The sequence below is a fragment of the Amycolatopsis sp. NPDC004747 genome (assembly GCF_053601335.1).
In genome coordinates, this window is record NZ_JBSGBQ010000026.1 from 69206 (window position 1) to 88573 (window position 19368).

At 71.8% G+C, this 19368-nt stretch carries 20 protein-coding genes; 6 read left to right on the forward strand and 14 right to left on the reverse strand.

What is annotated here, in order from left to right:
• The first annotated feature begins 14 nt into the window (after positions 1 to 14).
• Positions 15 to 1259, forward strand: coding sequence for a HEAT repeat domain-containing protein (locus ACWEGE_RS34005; RefSeq protein WP_449664565.1), 1245 nt, complete (start codon positions 15 to 17; stop codon positions 1257 to 1259).
• 199 nt (positions 1260 to 1458) lie between these two features.
• On the opposite strand, the gene ACWEGE_RS34010 is transcribed toward ACWEGE_RS34005, so the two are convergent.
• The 8 genes from ACWEGE_RS34010 to ACWEGE_RS34045 all read right to left on the reverse strand — a co-directional run bounded on the left by ACWEGE_RS34010 (position 1459) and on the right by ACWEGE_RS34045 (position 9985).
• Positions 1459 to 2652, reverse strand: a complete 1194-nt coding sequence (locus tag ACWEGE_RS34010) for a sensor histidine kinase (RefSeq protein ID WP_449664566.1) — start codon at positions 2650 to 2652, stop codon at positions 1459 to 1461.
• The gene (locus ACWEGE_RS34015) at positions 2649 to 3296 is read right to left on the reverse strand and encodes a response regulator transcription factor (protein WP_449664609.1); all 648 of its coding nucleotides are present in this window, start codon (positions 3294 to 3296) and stop codon (positions 2649 to 2651) included. Before ACWEGE_RS34015 ends, ACWEGE_RS34010 begins: the two co-directional genes overlap by 4 nt.
• Positions 3297 to 3359: 63 nt before the next feature.
• The gene (locus tag ACWEGE_RS34020) at positions 3360 to 4640 is read right to left on the reverse strand and encodes a cation:proton antiporter (RefSeq protein ID WP_449664567.1); all 1281 of its coding nucleotides are present in this window, start codon (positions 4638 to 4640) and stop codon (positions 3360 to 3362) included.
• Positions 4637 to 5866: a cytochrome P450 gene (locus ACWEGE_RS34025; protein WP_449664568.1), complete on the reverse strand. Its 1230-nt coding sequence runs from the start codon at positions 5864 to 5866 to the stop codon at positions 4637 to 4639. The genes ACWEGE_RS34020 and ACWEGE_RS34025 overlap by 4 nt, the downstream gene beginning before the upstream one ends.
• A complete protein-coding gene (locus ACWEGE_RS34030) occupies positions 5863 to 6936 on the reverse strand; it encodes an alpha-hydroxy acid oxidase (RefSeq protein ID WP_449664569.1) in 1074 nt (357 codons plus the stop codon). The genes ACWEGE_RS34025 and ACWEGE_RS34030 overlap by 4 nt, the downstream gene beginning before the upstream one ends.
• Positions 6936 to 8471: an NAD(P)-binding domain-containing protein gene (locus ACWEGE_RS34035; RefSeq protein ID WP_449664570.1), complete on the reverse strand. Its 1536-nt coding sequence runs from the start codon at positions 8469 to 8471 to the stop codon at positions 6936 to 6938. Before ACWEGE_RS34035 ends, ACWEGE_RS34030 begins: the two co-directional genes overlap by 1 nt.
• A gap of 138 nt (positions 8472 to 8609) precedes the next feature.
• On the reverse strand, positions 8610 to 9533 hold the full coding sequence (locus ACWEGE_RS34040; RefSeq protein WP_449664610.1) for an aldo/keto reductase: 924 nt from the start codon (positions 9531 to 9533) through the stop codon (positions 8610 to 8612).
• A gap of 50 nt (positions 9534 to 9583) precedes the next feature.
• Complete coding sequence (locus tag ACWEGE_RS34045; protein WP_310971071.1) at positions 9584 to 9985, reverse strand: MerR family transcriptional regulator; 402 nt, start codon at positions 9983 to 9985, stop codon at positions 9584 to 9586.
• 83 nt (positions 9986 to 10068) lie between these two features.
• Between ACWEGE_RS34045 and ACWEGE_RS34050 the strand changes: the two genes are divergently transcribed.
• A complete protein-coding gene (locus ACWEGE_RS34050; RefSeq protein WP_449664571.1) occupies positions 10069 to 10686 on the forward strand; it encodes a TetR/AcrR family transcriptional regulator in 618 nt (205 codons plus the stop codon).
• Here ACWEGE_RS34050 and ACWEGE_RS34055 read toward each other — a convergent pair.
• The 5 genes from ACWEGE_RS34055 to ACWEGE_RS34075 are packed head-to-tail and all read right to left on the reverse strand — an operon-like array spanning position 10659 to position 14520.
• The gene (locus ACWEGE_RS34055) at positions 10659 to 11900 is read right to left on the reverse strand and encodes a hypothetical protein (protein ID WP_449664572.1); all 1242 of its coding nucleotides are present in this window, start codon (positions 11898 to 11900) and stop codon (positions 10659 to 10661) included. The genes ACWEGE_RS34050 and ACWEGE_RS34055 overlap by 28 nt on opposite strands.
• Positions 11897 to 12466 (reverse strand): RNA polymerase sigma factor, encoded by a 570-nt coding sequence (locus ACWEGE_RS34060; protein WP_449664573.1) that lies wholly within the window; start codon positions 12464 to 12466, stop codon positions 11897 to 11899. Before ACWEGE_RS34060 ends, ACWEGE_RS34055 begins: the two co-directional genes overlap by 4 nt.
• A gap of 5 nt (positions 12467 to 12471) precedes the next feature.
• A complete protein-coding gene (locus ACWEGE_RS34065) occupies positions 12472 to 13434 on the reverse strand; it encodes a pentapeptide repeat-containing protein (RefSeq protein ID WP_449664574.1) in 963 nt (320 codons plus the stop codon).
• 34 nt (positions 13435 to 13468) lie between these two features.
• Entirely contained in the window at positions 13469 to 14092 is a 624-nt protein-coding gene (gene upp / locus ACWEGE_RS34070; RefSeq protein ID WP_449664575.1) for a uracil phosphoribosyltransferase, read from the reverse strand.
• A gap of 5 nt (positions 14093 to 14097) precedes the next feature.
• Positions 14098 to 14520: a protein-tyrosine phosphatase family protein gene (locus ACWEGE_RS34075; protein ID WP_449664576.1), complete on the reverse strand. Its 423-nt coding sequence runs from the start codon at positions 14518 to 14520 to the stop codon at positions 14098 to 14100.
• A gap of 85 nt (positions 14521 to 14605) precedes the next feature.
• Here ACWEGE_RS34075 and ACWEGE_RS34080 point away from each other — a divergent pair, with 85 nt between their 5' ends.
• The 4 genes from ACWEGE_RS34080 (at position 14606) to ACWEGE_RS34095 (ending at position 18571) form a co-directional block, all read left to right on the forward strand.
• Complete coding sequence (locus ACWEGE_RS34080) at positions 14606 to 15220, forward strand: DUF1707 SHOCT-like domain-containing protein (RefSeq protein ID WP_449664611.1); 615 nt, start codon at positions 14606 to 14608, stop codon at positions 15218 to 15220.
• A gap of 84 nt (positions 15221 to 15304) precedes the next feature.
• Positions 15305 to 16279 (forward strand): deoxyribose-phosphate aldolase, encoded by a 975-nt coding sequence (gene deoC, locus ACWEGE_RS34085; protein ID WP_449664577.1) that lies wholly within the window; start codon positions 15305 to 15307, stop codon positions 16277 to 16279.
• On the forward strand, positions 16279 to 17712 hold the full coding sequence (locus ACWEGE_RS34090; RefSeq protein ID WP_449664578.1) for an aldehyde dehydrogenase family protein: 1434 nt from the start codon (positions 16279 to 16281) through the stop codon (positions 17710 to 17712). Before deoC ends, ACWEGE_RS34090 begins: the two co-directional genes overlap by 1 nt.
• Positions 17705 to 18571, forward strand: coding sequence for an aldehyde dehydrogenase family protein (locus ACWEGE_RS34095; protein WP_449664579.1), 867 nt, complete (start codon positions 17705 to 17707; stop codon positions 18569 to 18571). Before ACWEGE_RS34090 ends, ACWEGE_RS34095 begins: the two co-directional genes overlap by 8 nt.
• Before the next feature lie 188 nt (positions 18572 to 18759).
• On the opposite strand, the gene ACWEGE_RS34100 is transcribed toward ACWEGE_RS34095, so the two are convergent.
• Positions 18760 to 19341 (reverse strand): GH12 family glycosyl hydrolase domain-containing protein, encoded by a 582-nt coding sequence (locus ACWEGE_RS34100; RefSeq protein WP_449664580.1) that lies wholly within the window; start codon positions 19339 to 19341, stop codon positions 18760 to 18762.
• Positions 19342 to 19368 lie beyond the last annotated feature (27 nt).

Sequence of the window (19368 nt, forward strand, 5' to 3'; positions counted from 1 at the left end):
GGGAGGGGAGGCCGATGATCGAGTACGAAGATGTGCGGCAGTGGGTCGAATTCGACGTGGCCGTACGGCGAGCGTCGGGATATCGCCGCGGAAGGCGGCTGAGCCGCCGGCCTTCGCGCGAAGAGCTGGCCGAAGCCGTGTGCGACGGCGACGGGTACCTGCGCGAGGCCGCCGTCCGACAGCTGGCCGTGCGCACCGGACCCGAAGTGCTGCCGCTGCTGCTGCTCCGGTGCGTCGACTGGGTGCGGCCGGTCCGGGAGCTCGCCCGGTCGATCGTGCTGTCCAAACTGGACGATGAGTCGCTGCGCGTGGTGCTGCCGCTGCTCGGCGTCCTGCGACGGCGTCAGGTCGACGGCTGGATGACCGCGCTGCTGCGTGAGGCCCTGCCGGGCGTGCTCGAGGACGCGTTGGCGCTCGAGGACCGGGAAACCCGCCGGTGGGTGCACGCGGAGGCGGTCGGACTGCTGTCGAGCTCGCGGCTGCTCGGCATCGCGGTGGGCGACCCGGACTTCGTCGTGCGTTCGTCGTGCGGCAACGCGCTGCTCGACCGCGGCGAGTACGTCTCGGAGCTGCTGGCCGGCGGGGCGCCGAAGGTCCGGATGCGGGCGTTGACGCTGCTCGGGCCGGAGGCCGCGGTGGCCCACCTGGCGGACCGGTCGTCGGCGGTCCGGTCGATGGCGCAGGCGCTGGTCCTGAAGGCGGGCGGCGACCCGGCGGCGCACTACCGGGCGATGCCGCTGTCGTTCGGCGTGCTCGCGGGGCTCGGCGAGACGGGGATCGCGGCCGACGCGGCGGTCCTGGAGCGTCACCTCGCCGACGGCCGGCCCCGGATCCGCCGGACGGCGGTGCGCGGCCTGCGCCGGATCGCGCCGGAGTCGGCTTCGGTGCGGCCGCTGCTGACGGACCCGTCGCCGTCGGTGACCCGCCAGGCGGTGGCGTTCCTGCGCGGCCGGTCCGTCGACCCGGTCGCGCTGCGGGCCCTGCTGTCCCGCGGCCGTCCGGTCCACACGCGCCGGGCGGCCGCGGCCCTGCTCCGCGACCAGGACACCTGGCTGCGCCTGCACACGAACCTCACCCTGCTGACCGACCCGGACCTGGCCGCCGACGCCCACCGCGACATCCACGCCTGGCTCCACCACTCGGCGTCCACCTACACCACCCCGAGCCCGGACCTGGCCGCGGAGATCGACGCGGCCTGCGCCGCCCTCGCCCCGGCCTTGGCCCGCGAAATCCGCTTCGCTCTCCCGAAACCCACGTGATCAGCCCCGCAACTCACGTGATCGAGGCCGGATCTCGCGTGATCAGAGGCGCATCTCGCGTGCTCACAGGGGCATCACGCGTGATTGGGGAGGCATCAGGCCGATGCCCGCCCGATCACGTGTGATGCCCCTTCAATCACGCGAGTTCCGGCCTCGATCACGCGGGATACGGGCCTGGTCACGTCGGTTCCGGGTCTGGTCACGTGGGGTCGGCGCGGAGGAGGCGGAGGGTGAAGGTGGCTCCGGCTCCGGGGCGGGCCGCGGCCGCGATGGTTCCGCCGTGGCCCGTCACCACTTCGCGGACCAGGGCCAGGCCGAGGCCGAAGCGGCGGCCGTCGCCGTCGGAACCTCGGGCGAAGCGCTCGAAGATGCGGTCCGCGTCGGCGGCCGGGAAGCCGATTCCCGTGTCGCGGACGCGCAGTTCCACGTGCCGCTCGTCCGGGACGCCGAGCCAGACCTCGATCGAACCACCCGGTGGTGTGTGGCCGAGCGCGTTGTCCAGCAACGCCGACAGCACGCGGCGCAACGCCGTCGGCACCCCCTGGACCACGTACGGCCGCCGCTCGCGGGTCACCGCCAGGCGGACCTGACCTTCGGATGCGCGCACCGCCTCCGCCGCCACCGCCTCCTCGGCCAGCACACCCAGCTCGACCAGCTCCAGCGACGGCCGTTCGCCGCACGCCTGGGCCGACAGCAGCAGGTCCTCGACGACCTCGCCGAGTTCCCGCGTGCCGCGCACCAGCTGGTCGAGGTCCGCCGCGTCGCGGCCGGACGAGCGGCGGGCCAGCAGCTGCGCGCGCGTGTGCAGCCGGGTCAGCGGCGCCCGCAGTTCGTGGGACGCGTCCGCGACGAACGTCCGCTGCCGCCGCAGCGCGTCTTCCAGCGGCCGGATCGCCCGGCGGGCCAGCACCCGCCCGCACCCGAAGGCGGCCAGCAGCGCCAGCACTTCCGCGACGCCGAGCCCGGTCACCAGCGACGCGCGGTCCTGGATCTGGTAGCGCTCCTCGAAGAACGCCTGGGAGACGACGCCGCCGCGGTTCTCCACCCGGAACGTGTACGTCATCCCGTCGATCGACCGCCGTTCGGTGTGGACGTCGCCGGGCGCCGGCACCAGCGCGTTCAGCTCCGGGATCGGCATCCCCGCCGGTGGCGGCCCCGCGGGCGCCTGCGCCCCCGGCGTGAACAGCCAGACGCAGCCGGGCGGGGTCGCGCCGGGGCCGAGCTGGATCGTCCTGGCCAGCAGCCGGTCCGCGTCGGCGTGCTGGCCGGACAGCAGGATGCCGTACGCGATCGCGCCCGCGACGGCCACCAGCAGCGACACCACCACGGCGATCTGCGCGGTGATCACCCACCGCGCCCGCCGCAGGGCCCGTTCCTCCGGTTCCGGGCTCATACCACGCCGATCTGGTACCCCAGGCCGTGCACGGTCCGCACGGCGTCCCGGCCGAGCTTGCGCCGCAGGTAGTAGACATAGGTGTCCACAATGGACTCCCCGGTGGTGTCGGCGAACACGCGCGTGCGCAACGCCGCCCGCGGGTGGATCGCCTTCGGCCGCTGCGCCAGCGTCCGCAGCAGCTCGAACTCCCGCCCGGACAACGTGATCCGCTCGCCGCGCGGCAGCACGACCTCGTGGCGCTGCAGGTCGAGCGCCGCCGTGCCGAGCGGCAGGCACTCGGCGCCGTCGAGGTCGCGGCGGCCCAGCGCGCGCAGCCGCGCGAGCAGCTCCTCGGCCTCGAACGGCTTGACGAGGTAGTCGTCCGCGCCGGCGTCGAGGCCGGCCACGCGGTCGGCCACCTCCCCCAGCGCCGAGAGCACCAGCACCCGCGTGGTCACCGCGCGGGCCCGCAGCCGCCGCAGCAGCTCCAGCCCGTCGAGCACCGGAAGCCGGCGGTCGATGACCAGCACGTCGTACCGCCCGGTGAGCCCGAGGTGCAGGCCCCGCTGGCCGTCGTACGCCGCTTCGGTCTCGTAGCCTTCGTCGGTGAGCAGCTCCCCCAGCATGCCCGCCAGTTCCCGGTCGTCTTCGACCAGTAGCACCTTCGGTTTCGCCACCCCGTCGCGCACCGATCCATCTTGACAGTTATTTCCGAACTTGAATAATCAACTTTTCCCGGTCAGCGGTACAGGTTCGGCCGTCAGGAGTACGTCGGTGCTCCCCCTGCGGGCATCGCGCCGGTCGAGCCAGCCCAGCACCGGCGCGGTCATGATGGTGGTGACCAGCGCGACGAGCACCAGCACGGTGAACAACGCCGGCGAGACGATCCCGGCGGCCAGGCCGACGTTGAGCGCGATCAGCTGCATCAGCCCGCGGGCGTTGACCAGCACGCCGACGCGCGTCGCGATGGCCTGCGGCTCCCCCGCCAGCCGGGCCGCGCCCCAGGACGCGCCCAGCTTGCCGATGATCGCGACCACCACGCACAGCACCGCGAACGCGAGCAGCTTCGGGTCGGCGAGCAGGGCGAACCGGGTGTTCAGGCCGGAATAGGTGAAGAACAGCGGCAGGAACACGATCCGGCCGATCGGCATGATCTTCGCGAGCACGGCGTCGGCGGACGGCGTCCGGGGGAACGCGATCCCCACGCAGAACGCGCCGAACACCGCGTACAGGCCGATCACGTCGGTGAACCAGGCGGCGGCGAACAGCGTCATCGCGGTGACGAGCACCCGCTGGTCGAGCCCCATCCGCTCGCTGCGCATCGCCTTCGCCAGCAGCCGCCGCCCGACGATGAACACCAGCCCGGCGAACAGGACACCACCGCCCAGCGCGAGCGCGATCGGCCCGGCCGACCCGGCGTGCATCCCCAGCACGACCGCCAGCAGGAGCCAGGCCAGGACGTCGTCGAGCGCGCCGCAGGCCAGCGCCAGGGAGCCGAACTTCGTCCCGGCGATCCCGCGTTCGGTGATGATCCGCGCCAGCATCGGGAACGCCGTGATCGCCAGCGCGACCCCGACGAAAGCCGCCGACGTCACCGGCGAAACGCCGTCCTTGCCGATGCCGACCCACGACATGCCGACGACCGCGACCCCGATACCGAGCAGGAGCGGCACCAGCGTCCCGGCCGACGAGACGGCCGCGACGGACTTCCGCGACTGCCGGATGCTGCGGGGGTCGAACTCGTAGCCGGCGCCGAACATGTAGATGACCAGGCCGATCTGGCCGCCGACGTAGAGCAGCGGCCGGATCCCGTCCGGGAACAACGCCGTCTGGACGTCCGGCAGCAGCAGCCCGAGCAGCGAGGGGCCGAGCAGCACGCCGGCGATCATCTCCCCGACCACCGGCGGCTGGCCGAGCTTGACCGCGGCCAGGCAGACCAGCCGGACGACCACGAGGATCACCACGACGGCGAGGAAGAAGACCGGTGCCGCTTCGGACGGGCTCATCGGTTGCCTCCGGCGAAGTAGGTCGAACACAGGGCTTGGCGGCGGGCGTCGAGGACCATGTACGTGCCGAACACGAGCTGGGCGAAGCTGCGCCAGACGTCTTCCCAGCGGTCGCGCACCGCGAGCCACACCAGGGGCGCGCGCCCGTGCCGGGCCCTGCGGGGCGTGAGCAGCACCGGGCCGCGGTTGGGGATGGAACGCGTGTGGGCGGCCGTCGAGGCGAGGCTGAAACGGCGCAGCACTTCCTGCGCGACGACCCGCATGGTCGGCGGCGCGAGCCCGCGCGCCGGACAGGCCCGGTTCTGCGCGACGCCGAACGGGATGAACTCCTCTTTGGTGGACTGCTCGGCGAAATCGGGGTAGCTGAAGCACAGCACCGTCCCGGCCGGGATGGTGAGGTCGTCCAGCTCGATGTCCGCGGTGGAGATCCGGTGCGCGATGCCGAACAGCGGGTACGCGCGCAGCCCGTCGTCGATGATGCCGTCGATGTCCTCCGGATGCTCGGCCAGCCGCTGCTGGCCGCTTTCGTCCTGCGCGATGATCATCAGCAGGTGCGCCATCGCCTCCGACATCTGCACGACGGCGGTGGTGAAGAAGGTGCCCTGCAGGTAGTAGGCCTGTTCCTCGGGGGTCAACGACTCCGGGAGCGGGTGCGGGACGTCGGCGAGCCGCTGCCTGAGGTACTTCGTCAGCCGGGCCCGGCGGCGCATGTTCCGCGGCCGCACGCACTTCAGCGCCGAGGCGACGTCGTCCGCGTGCGCCACGATGAGGTCGCGTGCCTCGGGCGGGCACGGCTCGTCGAACACCAGCTCGTAGTACAGCTCCGCCCAGATCGGCATCATCTCGTCGCGCAGCCGGACGAGCCCGGGGCGGACGCCGTCCAGTACGTGGCCGGCCACCCGCCGGGCCAGCTCTTCGGAGTCCTTTTTGGACTTGACCAGGATGTGGCGGGTGCACTTGGCGACCTCGTCGTAGCGCGGCCCGGCTTCCAGGTGTTCCTGGTGCACCTCGGGCCCCGGCGACAGCCAGTACCAGAACAGGTCGGACAGCGCGGCGCCCCGGCTGCGGCCGTTCGCGGCCGGATCGGCGTAGACGCGCTTGAAGTCGGCGGCGCCGACCTGCGGCCCCGGGACCGTCACCACGTCCTGGCCGTTGACCAGCGCGAAGATCCGCATCCGCAGCGCCACCACGCGTTCCGGCAGCCAGGCGAGCACCTTGCCGATCATCGGCGCACCTGGTCCGGGGTCAGGTCGGCCGGGTGCCGGCCGCCGCACATCGCGAGGGCCTGGTCGAAGTCGTCGCGCAGCAGTTCCAGCACCCGCGTGACGCCTTCGCGCCCGCCCGCGGCCAGGCCCCACACGACCGGGCGGCCGACGCCGACCGCGTCCGCGCCGAGGGCGAGCGCTTTCACGACGTCGGTGCCCCGCCGGATCCCGCCGTCGAGCAGCACCGGGATCGCCCCGCCGACCGCCGCCGCGATCCCGGGCAGGACGTCGATGGTCGCGGGTACGGTGTCGAGCTGGCGGCCGCCGTGGTTGGACACCACGATCCCGGCGACGCCGTGGTGGACGGCCAGCCGCGCGTCCTCGGCGTGCAGGACACCTTTGATCAGCACCGGCAGCTTGGTCTTGCCCCGCAGCCACGCGATGTGGTCCCAGTTCAGGCCGGCCGACATGACGATCTCGCGGACGTGGCTGGCGTTGCCACCGCTGCGGTTCTCCAGCTCGAGGTTGCGGAGGTTCTCCACGACCAGGCCGGGCGGCAGGTCGTGGAAATCGTTGCGGTCGTCGCGCTCGCGGCGGCCGAGCACCGGCGAGTCGACGGTGACGACGAACGCCTTCACGCCCGCGTTCTCGGCCCGGCGCACGATCGCCTCGGTGAACTCCAGGTCCGGCTGCAGGTAGAGCTGGAACCACAGGCCCGGGTCCGGCGCGACCTCGCGGGCGGCCGCGGCGATGTCTTCGATCGCCGTGGTGGCCGCCATGCTGACGATCATGATCGTGCCCGCGCGGGCCGCCGCCCGCGCCGTGGCCAGTTCGCCGTCGGCGTGGGCGAGCCGGTGGAACGCGGTGGGCGCGACGAGGATCGGCATCGACGACGGCGTCCCGAGCAGTTCGACGCTGAGGTCGCGTTTGTCGCTGCCGCGCAGCACCCGCGGCAGCAGCCGCAGCTTCCGGAACGCGGATTCGTTCTCCGCCAGGGTGATCTCGTCCTGCGCGCCGCCGGCGAAGTAGTCGTAGTGCACGGGGTCGAGGCGCTGCCGGGCCGCCGCCTCGAACTCCGCGACCGTGCGCATCAGAGCTCCCGGGTGAAGAACGCGGTCAGCGGCTCGACGTGCACCTCTTTGTCCCACTCGTTTTCCAGGTTCTCGGTGACGTGGTGGGTCGCGACGAGCTCGCCGCGCCGGTAGTGCCGGACGATCGGGTGCAGGTAGTGGCCTTCGCCGTGGTCGTTGGCCTTGTCCTGGGCGGCCCGGGCGACGAAGTCGAACGGGTCGACCTTGTCGTGGTCCGGGCCGTAGTCGAGGGTGACGACGTAGAAGTCGTCCGGCGGGTTCTCGAGGACCCGGTCGACCGGCACCTCTTCGAGGTAGCGGGCGGTGTCGCCGTCCACGACCACGACGTCACCGAGGAAACCGAACTGCTGGTACAGCGCGGAAGTCCGGTTGATCCGGGTGATCACGGCTTCGGTCAGCGCGTCCGGTTTGGCGGGCAGCTCGGTGTGCGGCCACGGGACTTCGTGGTAGCGCTCGTTCAGCACCTTGGCCAGCGCGCGGACGCCGTAGCGGAAGCCGTGGATGAACGCGCTGGTGGCCTTCTTGAAGTCGCGGACCTGCGTGATCGTGCCGGCGAAGTGGAGGCCGGGCACGTTGACCGACTCCCAGCTCGGCGTCTGCGCCGGGAACCGGTCGTCGATGGTGAGTTCGGGGCGGCAGTCCTCGTCGAAGAGCGAGGCGTCGAAGCGGAAGCCGGTGCAGCCGATCACGCGGTCGTAGCGGATCTCCTTGATGACCTCGTCGGCGCGGGCGAAGGCGAACTTGACGTGGTAGCCGTCGGCGTCCTTGCGGACTTCGCGCACGTCGCCGTCGAGGATCGCGTGCTGCAGCTTGAGCTGGTACATGTCGAGGATGCCCGCGTTGTAGGCGCGGAGGTGGCCGACGAAGTGCGTGCGCCAGGCCAGCTTGACCGGCCGCGGCCCGCCGACGTGCACGACGGCGGCCTGCTCGATCAGGTTGTCCGCGGTCTCGAAGGCGGAGTTCCCCTTGCCCAGCACGAGGACGCGCTGGTCGGTGAAGCTCTTCGGGTCGACGTCGACGTCCACGTACTGGTCGATCAGCTCGGCGCCGGGGAACCGCGGGATGTACGGCTTGGTGACGCCGGTCGCCATGATCAGCCGGTTGGCCCGGAACTCGGCGTCACCGGCGGTGAGGACGAAAGTTTCGCCCTCGCGGCGGATGCGCGTGACGCGGGTGTCGTAGCGGACCTCGACCTTGTGCTTCTCGACGTAGTCGGCGAGGTAGCGCAGGAGGTCGGGCGCGTCCGGGAAGAGCTTTTCGCTGTAGTCGGTGAAGAGGACCGGCTCGTCGTCGCCGTCGGCGAGGATCGAGTTCCAGTCCATCCGCATGCGCAGCTCCGGGTCGGTGTACCCGGTGTGCTTCTTGTTGATGGAGATGAGGGTGCGGTGCCGCGGGAAGGTCTCGAAGAAGTGCCCGGGCGCGGACCCGGCCTCCAGCACCAGGTACCGGTGCCCGGCGTGCCCGAGGTGCTGTCCCAGCTGCACCCCCGCCGGCCCGGCCCCGACGACCAGATAATCGAGCACTTCCTCCGCCACGACGACCTCCTGGGGCTCGGCACCGACCACTTGATCGGCGCCGAGCCTGCTCCGGAGATCTCAGAAAAGCCTCAGAGCCCGGCTTTCCCGGGAAAGTTTCGCGTCAGCGGCTCGTGATCGGAGCCGGGACTCGCGTGATCAGCGGCCGGCTGCGCGGGCCAGGCGTTCGGGGTAACGCTCCCCCGCGATGGCCTCGGCGGGAGCCGCCGCCGCGATCGCGGCCAGGTCGTCGGCCGTCAGTTCCAGCGAAGCCGCGGCCACGTTCTCCTCGAGGTACTTGCGGCGCTTGGTGCCCGGGATGGGCACCACGTCCTCGCCCTGGGCCTGGACCCACGCCAGCGCCAGCTGGCCCGCCGTCACGCCCTTGTCCGAGGCCAGCTGCCGCAGCGCCTCGACGATCGCCATGTTGCGCTCGAAGTTGCCCTCGGCGAAGCGGGGCAGGCCGCGGCGCATGTCGTCCTCGGGCAGGTCGGCCATCGACGTCACCGCGCCCGTCAGGAACCCGCGGCCCAGCGGCGAAAACGGGACGATCCCGATGCCGAGCTCCCGGCAGGTGTCCAGGATTTCGCCTTCGATCCCCCGGGTCCACAGTGACCACTCGCTCTGCAGCGCCGTCACCGGGTGCACCGCGTGCGCGGCCCGGATCGTCGCCGCGCTCGCCTCGGAAATCCCGGCGTACCGGATCTTTCCGGCCGCCACCAGCTCGGCGAGAGCTCCCCAGGTCTCCTCGATCGGCGTGTCCGGGTCGACGCGGTGCTGGTAGTACAGGTCGATGTGGTCGACGCCCAGCCGGCGCAGCGACTCGTCGCACGACTGCTTCACGTACGCGGCGTCACCGCGGGCGCCCATCGCGCCGTCGTTCCACACGATGCCGAACTTCGTCGCGAGCACGACGTCGTCGCGGCGGCCGGCGATCGCGCGGCCGACCAGCTCCTCGTTGACGCCGCCCGCGTAGACGTTCGCCGTGTCCAGCAGCGTCACGCCGAGCTCGAGCGCGCGGTGGATGGTCGCGATCGACTCGTCGTCGTTGTCGCGGACGCCGTAGGCCTGGCTCATCCCCATGCAGCCGAGCCCCTGGGCGCCGACCTCCAGGCCGCCCAGCTTCCTGTTCTTCACGCGGAAATCTCCTCCATACCGGGTTCCACGCCGAGCACGTTGCGCTCGACCTGGGCGTAGTTCTCGATCTTGTAGTCGAGGATGTCCAGACAGCCCTGCAGCTCGGCGATCCGCTCGGCGACCGACCGGCGCTGCTCCACCAGCAGCGCCTTGCGGCGGCCCGCGCTCGCGACGCCGTGCCGGCGCAGCGACGCGTACTCGCGCATGCTCTTGATGGGCATCCCGGTGGTGCGCAGCTTGGTCAGGAAGCCCAGCCAGTTGAGGTCGTCGTCGGAGTAGGCCCGGCGGCCCGCGGCGTCCCGCGCGGGCGGGTCGAGCAGTTTGATGCGCTCGTAGTACCGGAGGGTGTCGATGGACAGTCCGCTACGTCGCGCGGCTTCCGCTATCGAGTAGCTCATGGCCCGACAGTACGACCTGGAGTGCACTCCAGGTCAACTCTTCACCCTGGTCTTCCATAACACCGTTCCGATACGCTGGGTACATGGCGCGACCCCGCACGCACGACGAAGCGCTCCGGCTCAAGCTGCTCGACCGGGCCGGCGAGCTCCTCGCGGCCGACGGGCCGAAGGCGCTTTCGCTGCGCAAGCTCGCCGCCGACGCCGGGACGTCGACCACCGCCGTGTACTCGCTGTTCGGCAGCAAGCCCGACCTGGTGAACGCCCTGTACACCGAGGGCTTCCGCCGCTTCGGCGCCCGGATGGCCGGGACGCCGCTGACCGGCGACGCCGTCGAGGACCTCGTCGCGCTCGGCAGCGCCTACCGCACCAGCGCGCTGGCCGACCCGCACCTCTACGGGATCATGTTCACCAAGTCGGTGCCCGGGTTCGAGCCGAACGAGGACGCCGAGAAGCTCGCCCGCGAGACGCTCAAGCCGCTGGAACGGATCATCCGCCGCGCGATCGCCGACGGCGTCTTCCTCGACGTCCCGCCGGAGACGGTGGCGGTCGGCTGCTGGGCCATCGTGCACGGCCTGGTGTCGCTGGAGCTGACCGGCAACCTGCCGGAGGAGTTCGACGTCACGGGTGCGTACGAAGCGGCCCTGCGCGCGAACGCCTCCGGCTGGCTGCGGCCTCACCTCAGCGGCAACGTCCCGTCGTAGACGACCACGCCCTGCGCGTCCCACGCCTTGACATGGCCTTCCGAGTCCGGCCCCAGCCTGCTGACCGGGAGCCAGATGGCGAACATGCCGTCGGTCACCAGGGTGTCGGCCCCGTTCCCGTTGCCGAAGTCGATCACGGCCTGGGTCGCCGAGCGGGGCACCAGCACCGCGAACGGCGTCCGCGAACGGCCCGCCCCGCCGCCGTTTTCGACCGCGCCCAGGGTGCTGAGCACGAGCCTGCGGGCGGGTACCGCCGGGCCCGCGTACATGTCCGGGTAGGCGCGCTCCCGCGGGCCACCGGGACCCGGCTCCGTCGTGCACGCGACGACCCGGTCGCCCAGGCGGCCGAGCACGACCTGGTAGCTCTGCTCGGTCAGCAGCGGGCCGGGCTGGTAGGCGGCGGCGTCCACGATCGCCTCCTCCGCCGCACCCAGGCAGTCGCCCAGTGCCCGGCCCGCGGCCGAGGTCCGGTCGGCCGGGGCCGGCCGGTCGGTGACCGAGAGCAGCGGCGCCGGCGCGGCAGGCAAGGAGAGCTCCGGCCGGGCACCCGGCCCGCCGCCGATGGTCAGTTCGGCCTTCGCCGGGACCGTGAGGGTGAACACCACGAACTGGCGGCTGACCGGCGAGGCGTCCACGCTCCACGACCCCGAAGAGCCTCCGGCCGTCTTCAGGCCGAAGTCCGCCTGTGGCCAAGCCGGGTCGACCACCCCGGCGGCCAGGCCGGTCGCGCTGTGCAGCAGCAGCCCGGACCGGCTGCCCGGGGCGTACGCGGGCGCAGCCGCCGGGTCGGACAGGGTCACCGTCGTCTCGGTGACCTCGCAGAACATCGGCTTGCCCGCGGCCGTGGCCGCGACCACCGCGTCGGTGCCGAGCGCCTGGGTGAACAGCGGCACCCAGTCCGCGCGGTCCGGCACGCTGCCCGTCTTCCCCTCCGCCCGCACGGCGGCCCAGCACCGGTCGAGCGCCGAAGTGGCCAGCTTGGCGTCCAGCGTCAGGCCGGTGCTCGCCGCGGGCGGCGCCTCGGCGGGCTGCCGCAGCGGCCGCGTCACCACGACCGCGCCGGCGGCCAGCACGAGCACCGCGGCCGCGGCCGCGTACCAGAGGTGCTTCGTCCGCCGTGGTTTGCCGATGCCCCGGCGGAGTCCGGTGCGCAACCGCGCCCGGACGTCGTCCGGCAGCTCCTGCCGGGCCGGCAGGCCGAGGTCGTCGCTCATTTCTCCTCCAGCAGCGTGCGCAGCCGGGCGCGGGCCCGGGACAGGTGGGCGCGGACGGTGACCTCGGCGACGGCCAGCAGCGCCGCGGCGTCGGCGACGCCGAGGTCGCCGAGCAGGCACAGCTCGACGACCTCTCGCTGCGCCTTGGGCAACGTCCGGACGGCCGCGAGGACCGCGCGCAGCCGCTGTTCGCCGTCGAGCCGCTCGGCCACGGCGTCGGCGTGGTCGGTCACGACCGGCGGGTCGGGCAGCTTCCGAAGCAGCCTCAGCCGTCTTCGCACGCCGCGGTACTCGTCGCGGGCCGCGTTGGCGGCGACGGTGTAGAGCCACGGCAGCGCGCTGTCCCGCACCAGCCGCACGTCCGCGCGGCGGCGCCAGGCGGTGAGGAAGGTGCTGGAGGTGAGGTCTTCGGCCGCCGACCACGAGCCGGTCAGCCGGTAGGCGTGGTTCCAGACGGCCTCGGCGTGCCGCTCGAAGAGCTCGGTGAAGGCCGCCTGGTCGCCCTCGGCCGCCCGGTCCCACAGAGCGCGGTCATCCACCGGCGCCCCCGTCGCTTGGCTGGTCACACCTCTCAGTGGCCGGCGTCACCGCGGTTGTTGTGCGGCCGGTCGGATTCCCTCGCGAACGAGGTGTCTTCGAAGTCGAACTCGTGCTTGCTGCGCTCGAACACCGCCTCGGCCTCGAAGCGCGCGTGGTGGAACCGCAGGCCGCCGGTCGAGGACGTCCGCGCGAAGCGGGCGGCGCCGCGGAACCGGGCCCAGGAGAAGAAGGCACCCTCGCGGAAGTCCGACCGGTCGAAGTTCGCCAGCGCGGTGAACTCCGTGCCGTAGAAGCCCACCCGCCGGCAGAAGGTGGTCTGCTGCATGTGCACCGCGCCGACGAACCGGGCGTGGCTGAAGTCCGCCGCCTGCGCCTCGCAGCCGCTGAACCGGAAGTCGACCAGCTGCGCGCGCTGCAGGTCGATGGCCAGGCCCGGCCAGAACGCGGGGTCGTCCCGGCGCAGGTGCGTCCGCAGCAGCTCCTGCACGGCGAGCCGGACCTGCAGCTCCGCCTCGTCGTACTCGGGCTTCGCCGGCTCCTCGGCCTTGCTCCGCACCGCGTCCACGCCGCGGATGCCTTGCTTCGGGCCGTCGAACGGCATCCGCAGGTACGCGCACCACACGTTGACGATCGTCTGGCGCTGCTTCGGGTTGTCCTGCCCGAGCCGCTCCAGCGCGTACAGCCCGCCGAGCCGCACCGGTGCCTTCTCGCTGCCGAGCTGCTCGACGGCCTTCGTGTACAGCTCGGTGACCCGCCGCTCCTCCAGGTCCCGTTCGGTCACCGCCGCGACCCGGGTCGCCTCGGCCAGCTGCAGCTCCAGCGTGCGCTGGCGGCGCGTCGCGAGCCACAGCGCGAACACCCCGCCCGCGCCCGCGCCGATGCCGAACGCCGTCTTGACCGCGTCGATCCGGACCGGCGCCTCCGGCCGCCCCGACCAGGCCAGGAACAGCCAGAGCAGCGCCCCGGTGGCGGCCGCGACCGCGACGGCGGTCACGGCGATCCACCGCCACTTCAGGACCGGCACCGGCTCAGACGGCGCCGTACTGGCGGTCACCCGCGTCGCCGAGGCCCGGGACGATGAAGCCCGAGTCGTTGAGGCGTTCGTCGATGCTTGCCGTGACCACCCGGACCGGCAGGCCGGTCTTCTCCAGGTGCGCCAGGCCTTCCGGGGCCGCGAGCGCGCAGATCGCCGTGACGTCGTCGGCGCCGCGGCCGGTGAGCAGCCGGATCGTGTACTCCATCGAGCCGCCGGTGGCGAGCATCGGGTCGAGCACCAGCACCGGCCGGTCGGCGAGCGATTCCGGCAGCGACTCCAGGTACGGCGTCGGCTTGAGCGTCTCCTCGTCGCGCGCCAGGCCGACGAAGCCCATCTGCGCGTCCGGGATCAGCTTGTGCGCCTGGTCGGCCATGCCCAGCCCGGCGCGCAGCACCGGCACCAGCAGCGGCGGCTTCGCCAGCTTGTAGCCGTCGGTGCGGGCGACCGGCGTGTGGATCTTCTCGGCCTTCACCGGCACGCCGCGCGTGGCTTCGTAGACCAGCATGACGGTCAGCTCGTGCAGCGCGGCCCGGAACGCGGCGCTGTCGGTGCGCGCGTCGCGCATCGTGGAGAGCCGGGCCTTCGCGAGGGGGTGGTCGACGACGTGCACATCCATGCGCGTCAATCTAGCTGTTTCGCGAAGCTCTTCACCCAGCCGCGCTGCCAGGGTGTTTCGACGGCTCGCTCGTTGTAGTGCGCTCGTGTCCACGCGACGGCTTCTTCGGCGGGGACGCCGGAGAGGACCGCCAGGCAGGCCATCACCGTCCCCGTCCGGCCCGCGCCGCCGTAGCAGGCGACTTCCACCCGTTCGGTCTTCGCCCGTTCGTGGAGGGCCTTGATCTTCGCGCGGGCGTCCGCGGGCCGGGTGGGCAGCAGGAAGTCGGGCCAGGTGATCCACTCGTGGGGCCAGGTGATGCCCCCGCCGTGCTTGCGCCGCAACCGGCTGGTGCCCAGGTAGAGCCCGTAGTCGGGGGTGGGTTCGTCGGGGCGGGGGCGGCCCAGGCCACGCCCGTGCACGCGGGTGCCGTCGGGGAATTCGACCATCGGCACAGTGTCCTCCGGAAGATGGACACGCAGGGTGGTTTTCGCCGATAAGCTGCGCCGGGTGAGCGAACTGACGCCCGACCAGATGCGGGCTTCCGACGCGGACCGTGAACGCGTCGCCCAGGTGCTGCACAACGCCCTCGCGGAGGGCCGGATCACGGTGAACGAGCTGGAAGAGCGGCTCACCACGGTGTACGCGGCGAAGACGCTGGGAGAACTCAAACCGGTGACGGCGGACCTGCCGTCGTCGTCCGCGGCCGTTGAGCCGGCCACCACCCGGGCGCTCGGGTTCCCGGACCAGCGGATCGGCGGCCACCCGGGCAGCCCGGTGTCGATCGGCGTGCTGTCGGGAGCGGTCCGCAAGGGCAGCTGGGTCCTGCCCCCGCAGCACAACAGCTTCGCGTTCTGGGGCGGCGCGGAGATCGACCTCCGCCAGGCCCGCTTCGCCGACCGCCACTGCACGATCACCGCCGTGGCGATCATGGGCGGCATCCAGATCACGGTCCCGGACGACATCAACGTGGACGTGACGGGCATCGGCCTGATGGGCGGGTTCACCCTGGAGGACAAGTCGGGCGCGCCGCCCGCACCGCCGACGGCCCCGACGGTGAAGATCAACGGGCTGGCGTTCTGGGGCGGGGTCGTCGTGTACCGGAAGCCGGCGAAACGGGACGAGCCGCCGCAGATCGAAGGGGCCTGACCTCGTCGTTGTGACGCGCTCAGCACCCAGCGTCACAACCGATGGGGGCTCGCACTGTCGGACCCGCCGCCTAGACTCAGGCGCATGACAGCCACGACCAGCACGTCAGCGGCGCCGGCCACCCCGGCACCGCTGGTGGACGCGACTCGCGACGACGCGAGCCTGCGCCGCTTCCTGCTCGGGCTGCCCGGTGTCGACCAGGTCGGCGTCGAGCAGCGCGCGGCGGGCCTCGGCACGCGCAGCATCAAGAAGGACGCCAAGCGGTGGGCCATCGACACCGCCATCTCCATGGTCGACCTGACCACCCTGGAGGGCGCCGACACCCAGGGCAAGGTGCGGGCGCTGGCCGCGAAGGCCGTGCGGCCCGACCCGGAACGCCAGGACACCCCGCGCGTCGCCGCCGTCTGCGTGTACCCCGACCTGGTCGCCACCGCCGTCGAAGCCCTCAAGGGCAGCGGCGTGCACGTCGCGAGCGTCGCCACCGGCTTCCCCGCCGGGCGCACCAGCCGCGAGATCAAGCTGGCCGACACCAAGATCGCCGTCGACGCCGGCGCGCACGAAGTCGACATGGTGATCGACCGCGGTGCCTTCCTCGAAGGCCGGTACATGGCGGTCTTCGAGGAAATCCGGGCCGTCAAGGAAGCCTGCGGTGACGCCCACCTGAAGGTCATCCTCGAGACCGGCGAGCTGGCGACCTACGACAACGTCCGGCGCGCGTCGTGGCTGGCGCTGCTGGCCGGCGGCGACTTCATCAAGACCTCCACCGGCAAGGTCTCCCCCGCCGCGACGCTGCCGGTCACCCACATCATGCTGCAGGCCGTCCACGACTGGCACGTCCAGACCGGCGAGCTGCGCGGCGTCAAGCCCGCGGGCGGCATCCGGACCACGAAGGACGCGATCAAGTACCTGGTCGCCGTGCACGAGGTCGCCGGCGAGGCGTGGCTGACCCCGGACCTGTTCCGCTTCGGCGCGTCCAGCCTGCTCAACGACCTGCTGCTGCAGCGCCGCACCCAGGTGGACGGCCACTACAGCGGCCCCGACTACGTGACGGTGGACTGATGCCCGTTTTCGAGTACGCACCGGCGCCGGAATCCCGCGCCATCGCGAACCTCAAGGACCACTACAAGCCCTTCGTCAACGGCGAGTTCGTCGACGGCTCGGGCGAGCCGCTCAAGACGATCAACCCGGCCACCGAGGAGGTGCTGGCCGAGGTCGGCACCGCGTCGAAGTCCGATGTGGACGTCGCGGTGAAGGCCGCGCGCAAGGCGTACAACGGTGTCTGGTCGAAGATGCCGGGCACCGAGCGCGCGAAGTACCTCTTCCGGATCGCCCGGCTGATCCAGGAGCGCTCGCGCGAGCTGGCGGTGCTGGAGAGCCTGGACAACGGCAAGCCGATCAAGGAGTCGCGCGACTCCGACGTCCCGACGGCGGCGGCGCACTTCTTCTACCACGCCGGCTGGGCCGACAAGCTGGAGTACGCGGGGTACGGCCCCAATCCGCGGCCGCTGGGCGTGGCGGGCCAGATCATCCCGTGGAACTTCCCGCTGCTGATGCTGGCCTGGAAGATCGCCCCGGCGCTGGCCACCGGCAACACCGTGGTCCTCAAGCCGGCCGAGACGACGCCGCTGACCGCGCTGGTCTTCGCCGAAATCTGCCAACAGGCCGAGCTGCCGCCGGGCGTGGTCAACATCCTGCCGGGCGCGGGCGACATCGGTGCGTCCATCGTGGAGCACGCCGACATCGACAAGATCGCCTTCACCGGCTCCACCGAGGTCGGCAAGGCGATCCAGCGCCAGGTCGCGGGCACGCCGAAGAAGCTGACGCTGGAGCTGGGCGGCAAGGCGGCGAACATCGTGTTCGAAGACGCGCCGCTCGACCAGGCCGTCGAGGGCATCGTCAACGGCATCTTCTTCAACCAGGGCCACGTCTGCTGCGCGGGCTCGCGCCTGCTGGTCCAGGAGTCGATCGCCGAAGAGGTCCTCGAGAAGCTGCGTTACCGCGTTTCGACGCTGCGCATCGGCGACCCGCTGGACAAGAACACCGACATCGGCGCGATCAACTCCGCCGAGCAGCTGGCCAAGATCCGCGGGCTCGTCGAATCGGGTGACGACGAGGGCGCGCAGCGCTGGACCAGCCCGTGCCCGGTGCCGGACCGCGGGTTCTTCTTCGCCCCGACGGTGTTCGCGAACGTCCACCAGTCGATGCGCATCGCGCGCGAGGAGATCTTCGGCCCGGTGCTGTCGGTGCTGACGTTCCGCACGCCGGACGAGGCAGTCGCGAAGGCGAACAACACGCCGTACGGGCTGTCGGCCGGCATCTGGACCGAAAAGGGCTCCCGGATCCTGTGGATGGCGAACCAGCTGCGCGCCGGCGTGGTCTGGGCCAACACCTTCAACCGCTTCGACCCCGCCGCCCCGTTCGGCGGCTACCAGGAATCCGGCTTCGGGCGCGAAGGCGGCCGCACCGGGCTGGAGGCGTACCTGAATGTCTGACCGGATTTCCGTCGCCAAGACGTACAAGCTGTACATCGGCGGCAAGTTCCCCCGTTCGGAGTCCGGCCGGGTGTACCCGGTGACCGACGGCAAGGGCAAGTTCCTGGCGAACGCCGCCCACGCGTCCCGCAAGGACGTCCGCGACGCGGTGGTGGCGGCCCGCAAGGCCTTCCCGGGCTGGGCCGCGGCGACGGCCTACAACCGCGGCCAGGTGCTCTACCGCTTGGCCGAGGTCCTCGAAGGCCGCCGCGACCAGTTCGTCGCCGAGGTTTCGGCGTCGGAAGGACTGGCGGCGAAGAAGGCCGAGTCCGTGGTGGACGCCGCGATCGACCGCTGGGTCTGGTACGCGGGCTGGACGGACAAGATCGCCACGGTCCTCGGCGCGGCGAACCCGGTGGCGGGCCCGTACTTCTCGTTCACCGTCCCGGAGCCGACCGGCGTGGTGGGTGTCCTGGCGCCGCAGGGCTCGTCGCTGCTGGGCCTGGTCGAGGTGCTGGCCCCGGTCCTGGCCACGGGCTCGACGGCGGTGGTGGTCTCCAGCGCGGAGCGCCCGCTGCCGGCGATCACGCTGTCGGAGGTCCTGGCCACCTCCGACGTCCCGGGCGGGGTGGCGAACATCCTCACCGGGCGGGCCTCGGAGCTGGGCCCCTGGCTGGCGTCGCACGGAGACGTCAACGCACTGGACCCGACGGGAGCGGCCCCGGCCGACCGCCCGGGCCTGGCGCGCGAAGCGGCGAACACGGTGAAGCGGGTCCTGACGGTCCCGGAGGCGGAACCGGACTGGACGACGGCACCGGACCTCACCCGCCTGCGGCGGTACCTGGAGGCCAAGACGGTCTGGCACCCGCTGGGCGTCTGAGGTCACGAGCGGAGGCCGCCACCCGGGCACACCGGGTGGCGGCCTTCAGTGATGTGGTCGATTCCCCGACGCGCAGGGTCCCGCAGGTGACCGCGCGTCGTGTGCCGCCGACGGGCGCGGCGGGAGCTTCGGGTCGAGCAGCACGCCGGTCGCCCTCGCGACTTCACACCACCCGGCGCACCGGCCCGCTAGCTCATCGTCACCGAGAAGTCCGTCAGCGTGAACCGGGCCTTGCCGCCGCCGGTCGAGCAGAACTCGATGCCGTAGCCGATCTGGTTGACCGTCGGGTTCGCCGGGACCAGGCCCTTGCCGATCGCCCACGCGATCATCGCCTTCAGGTCCACGCTGCCCGAATACTGCGTCGACCGGGACACGAACGCCACGTACCCCTCGTCGTCCGCCCAGACGTCGTAGGTGAAGCCGCCTGCCGTGTACGTCGTCAGCTTGTCGCCCGACGGGACCTGCTTGCGGTTCTCCGTCCAGACCATCACCTCGGTGACGCCCTTGCCGTTGCCGACGCCGTTCAGCCACAGGTCGTAGGCCACGTCGTAGATGCCGATGCCCGGGCCGCGCCCGGCGAAGGTGGATTTGATCACCGAATAGTCGTTGAACGGTTTTCCGTTCTGGTTGTTGATGTCCTTGTGCACGTTCGGATAGGTTTTCACCGACGTCGAATCCGGTTGGGTGGAATCGACGTACCAGTTGTCGTACGCGCACGCGCGCAGCGTTTCCGGGCCCGCTTCCCCGGCGTTCCACATGTTGTTGTGCACGTAGTAGCCGCCGTCCGGCCAGCCACC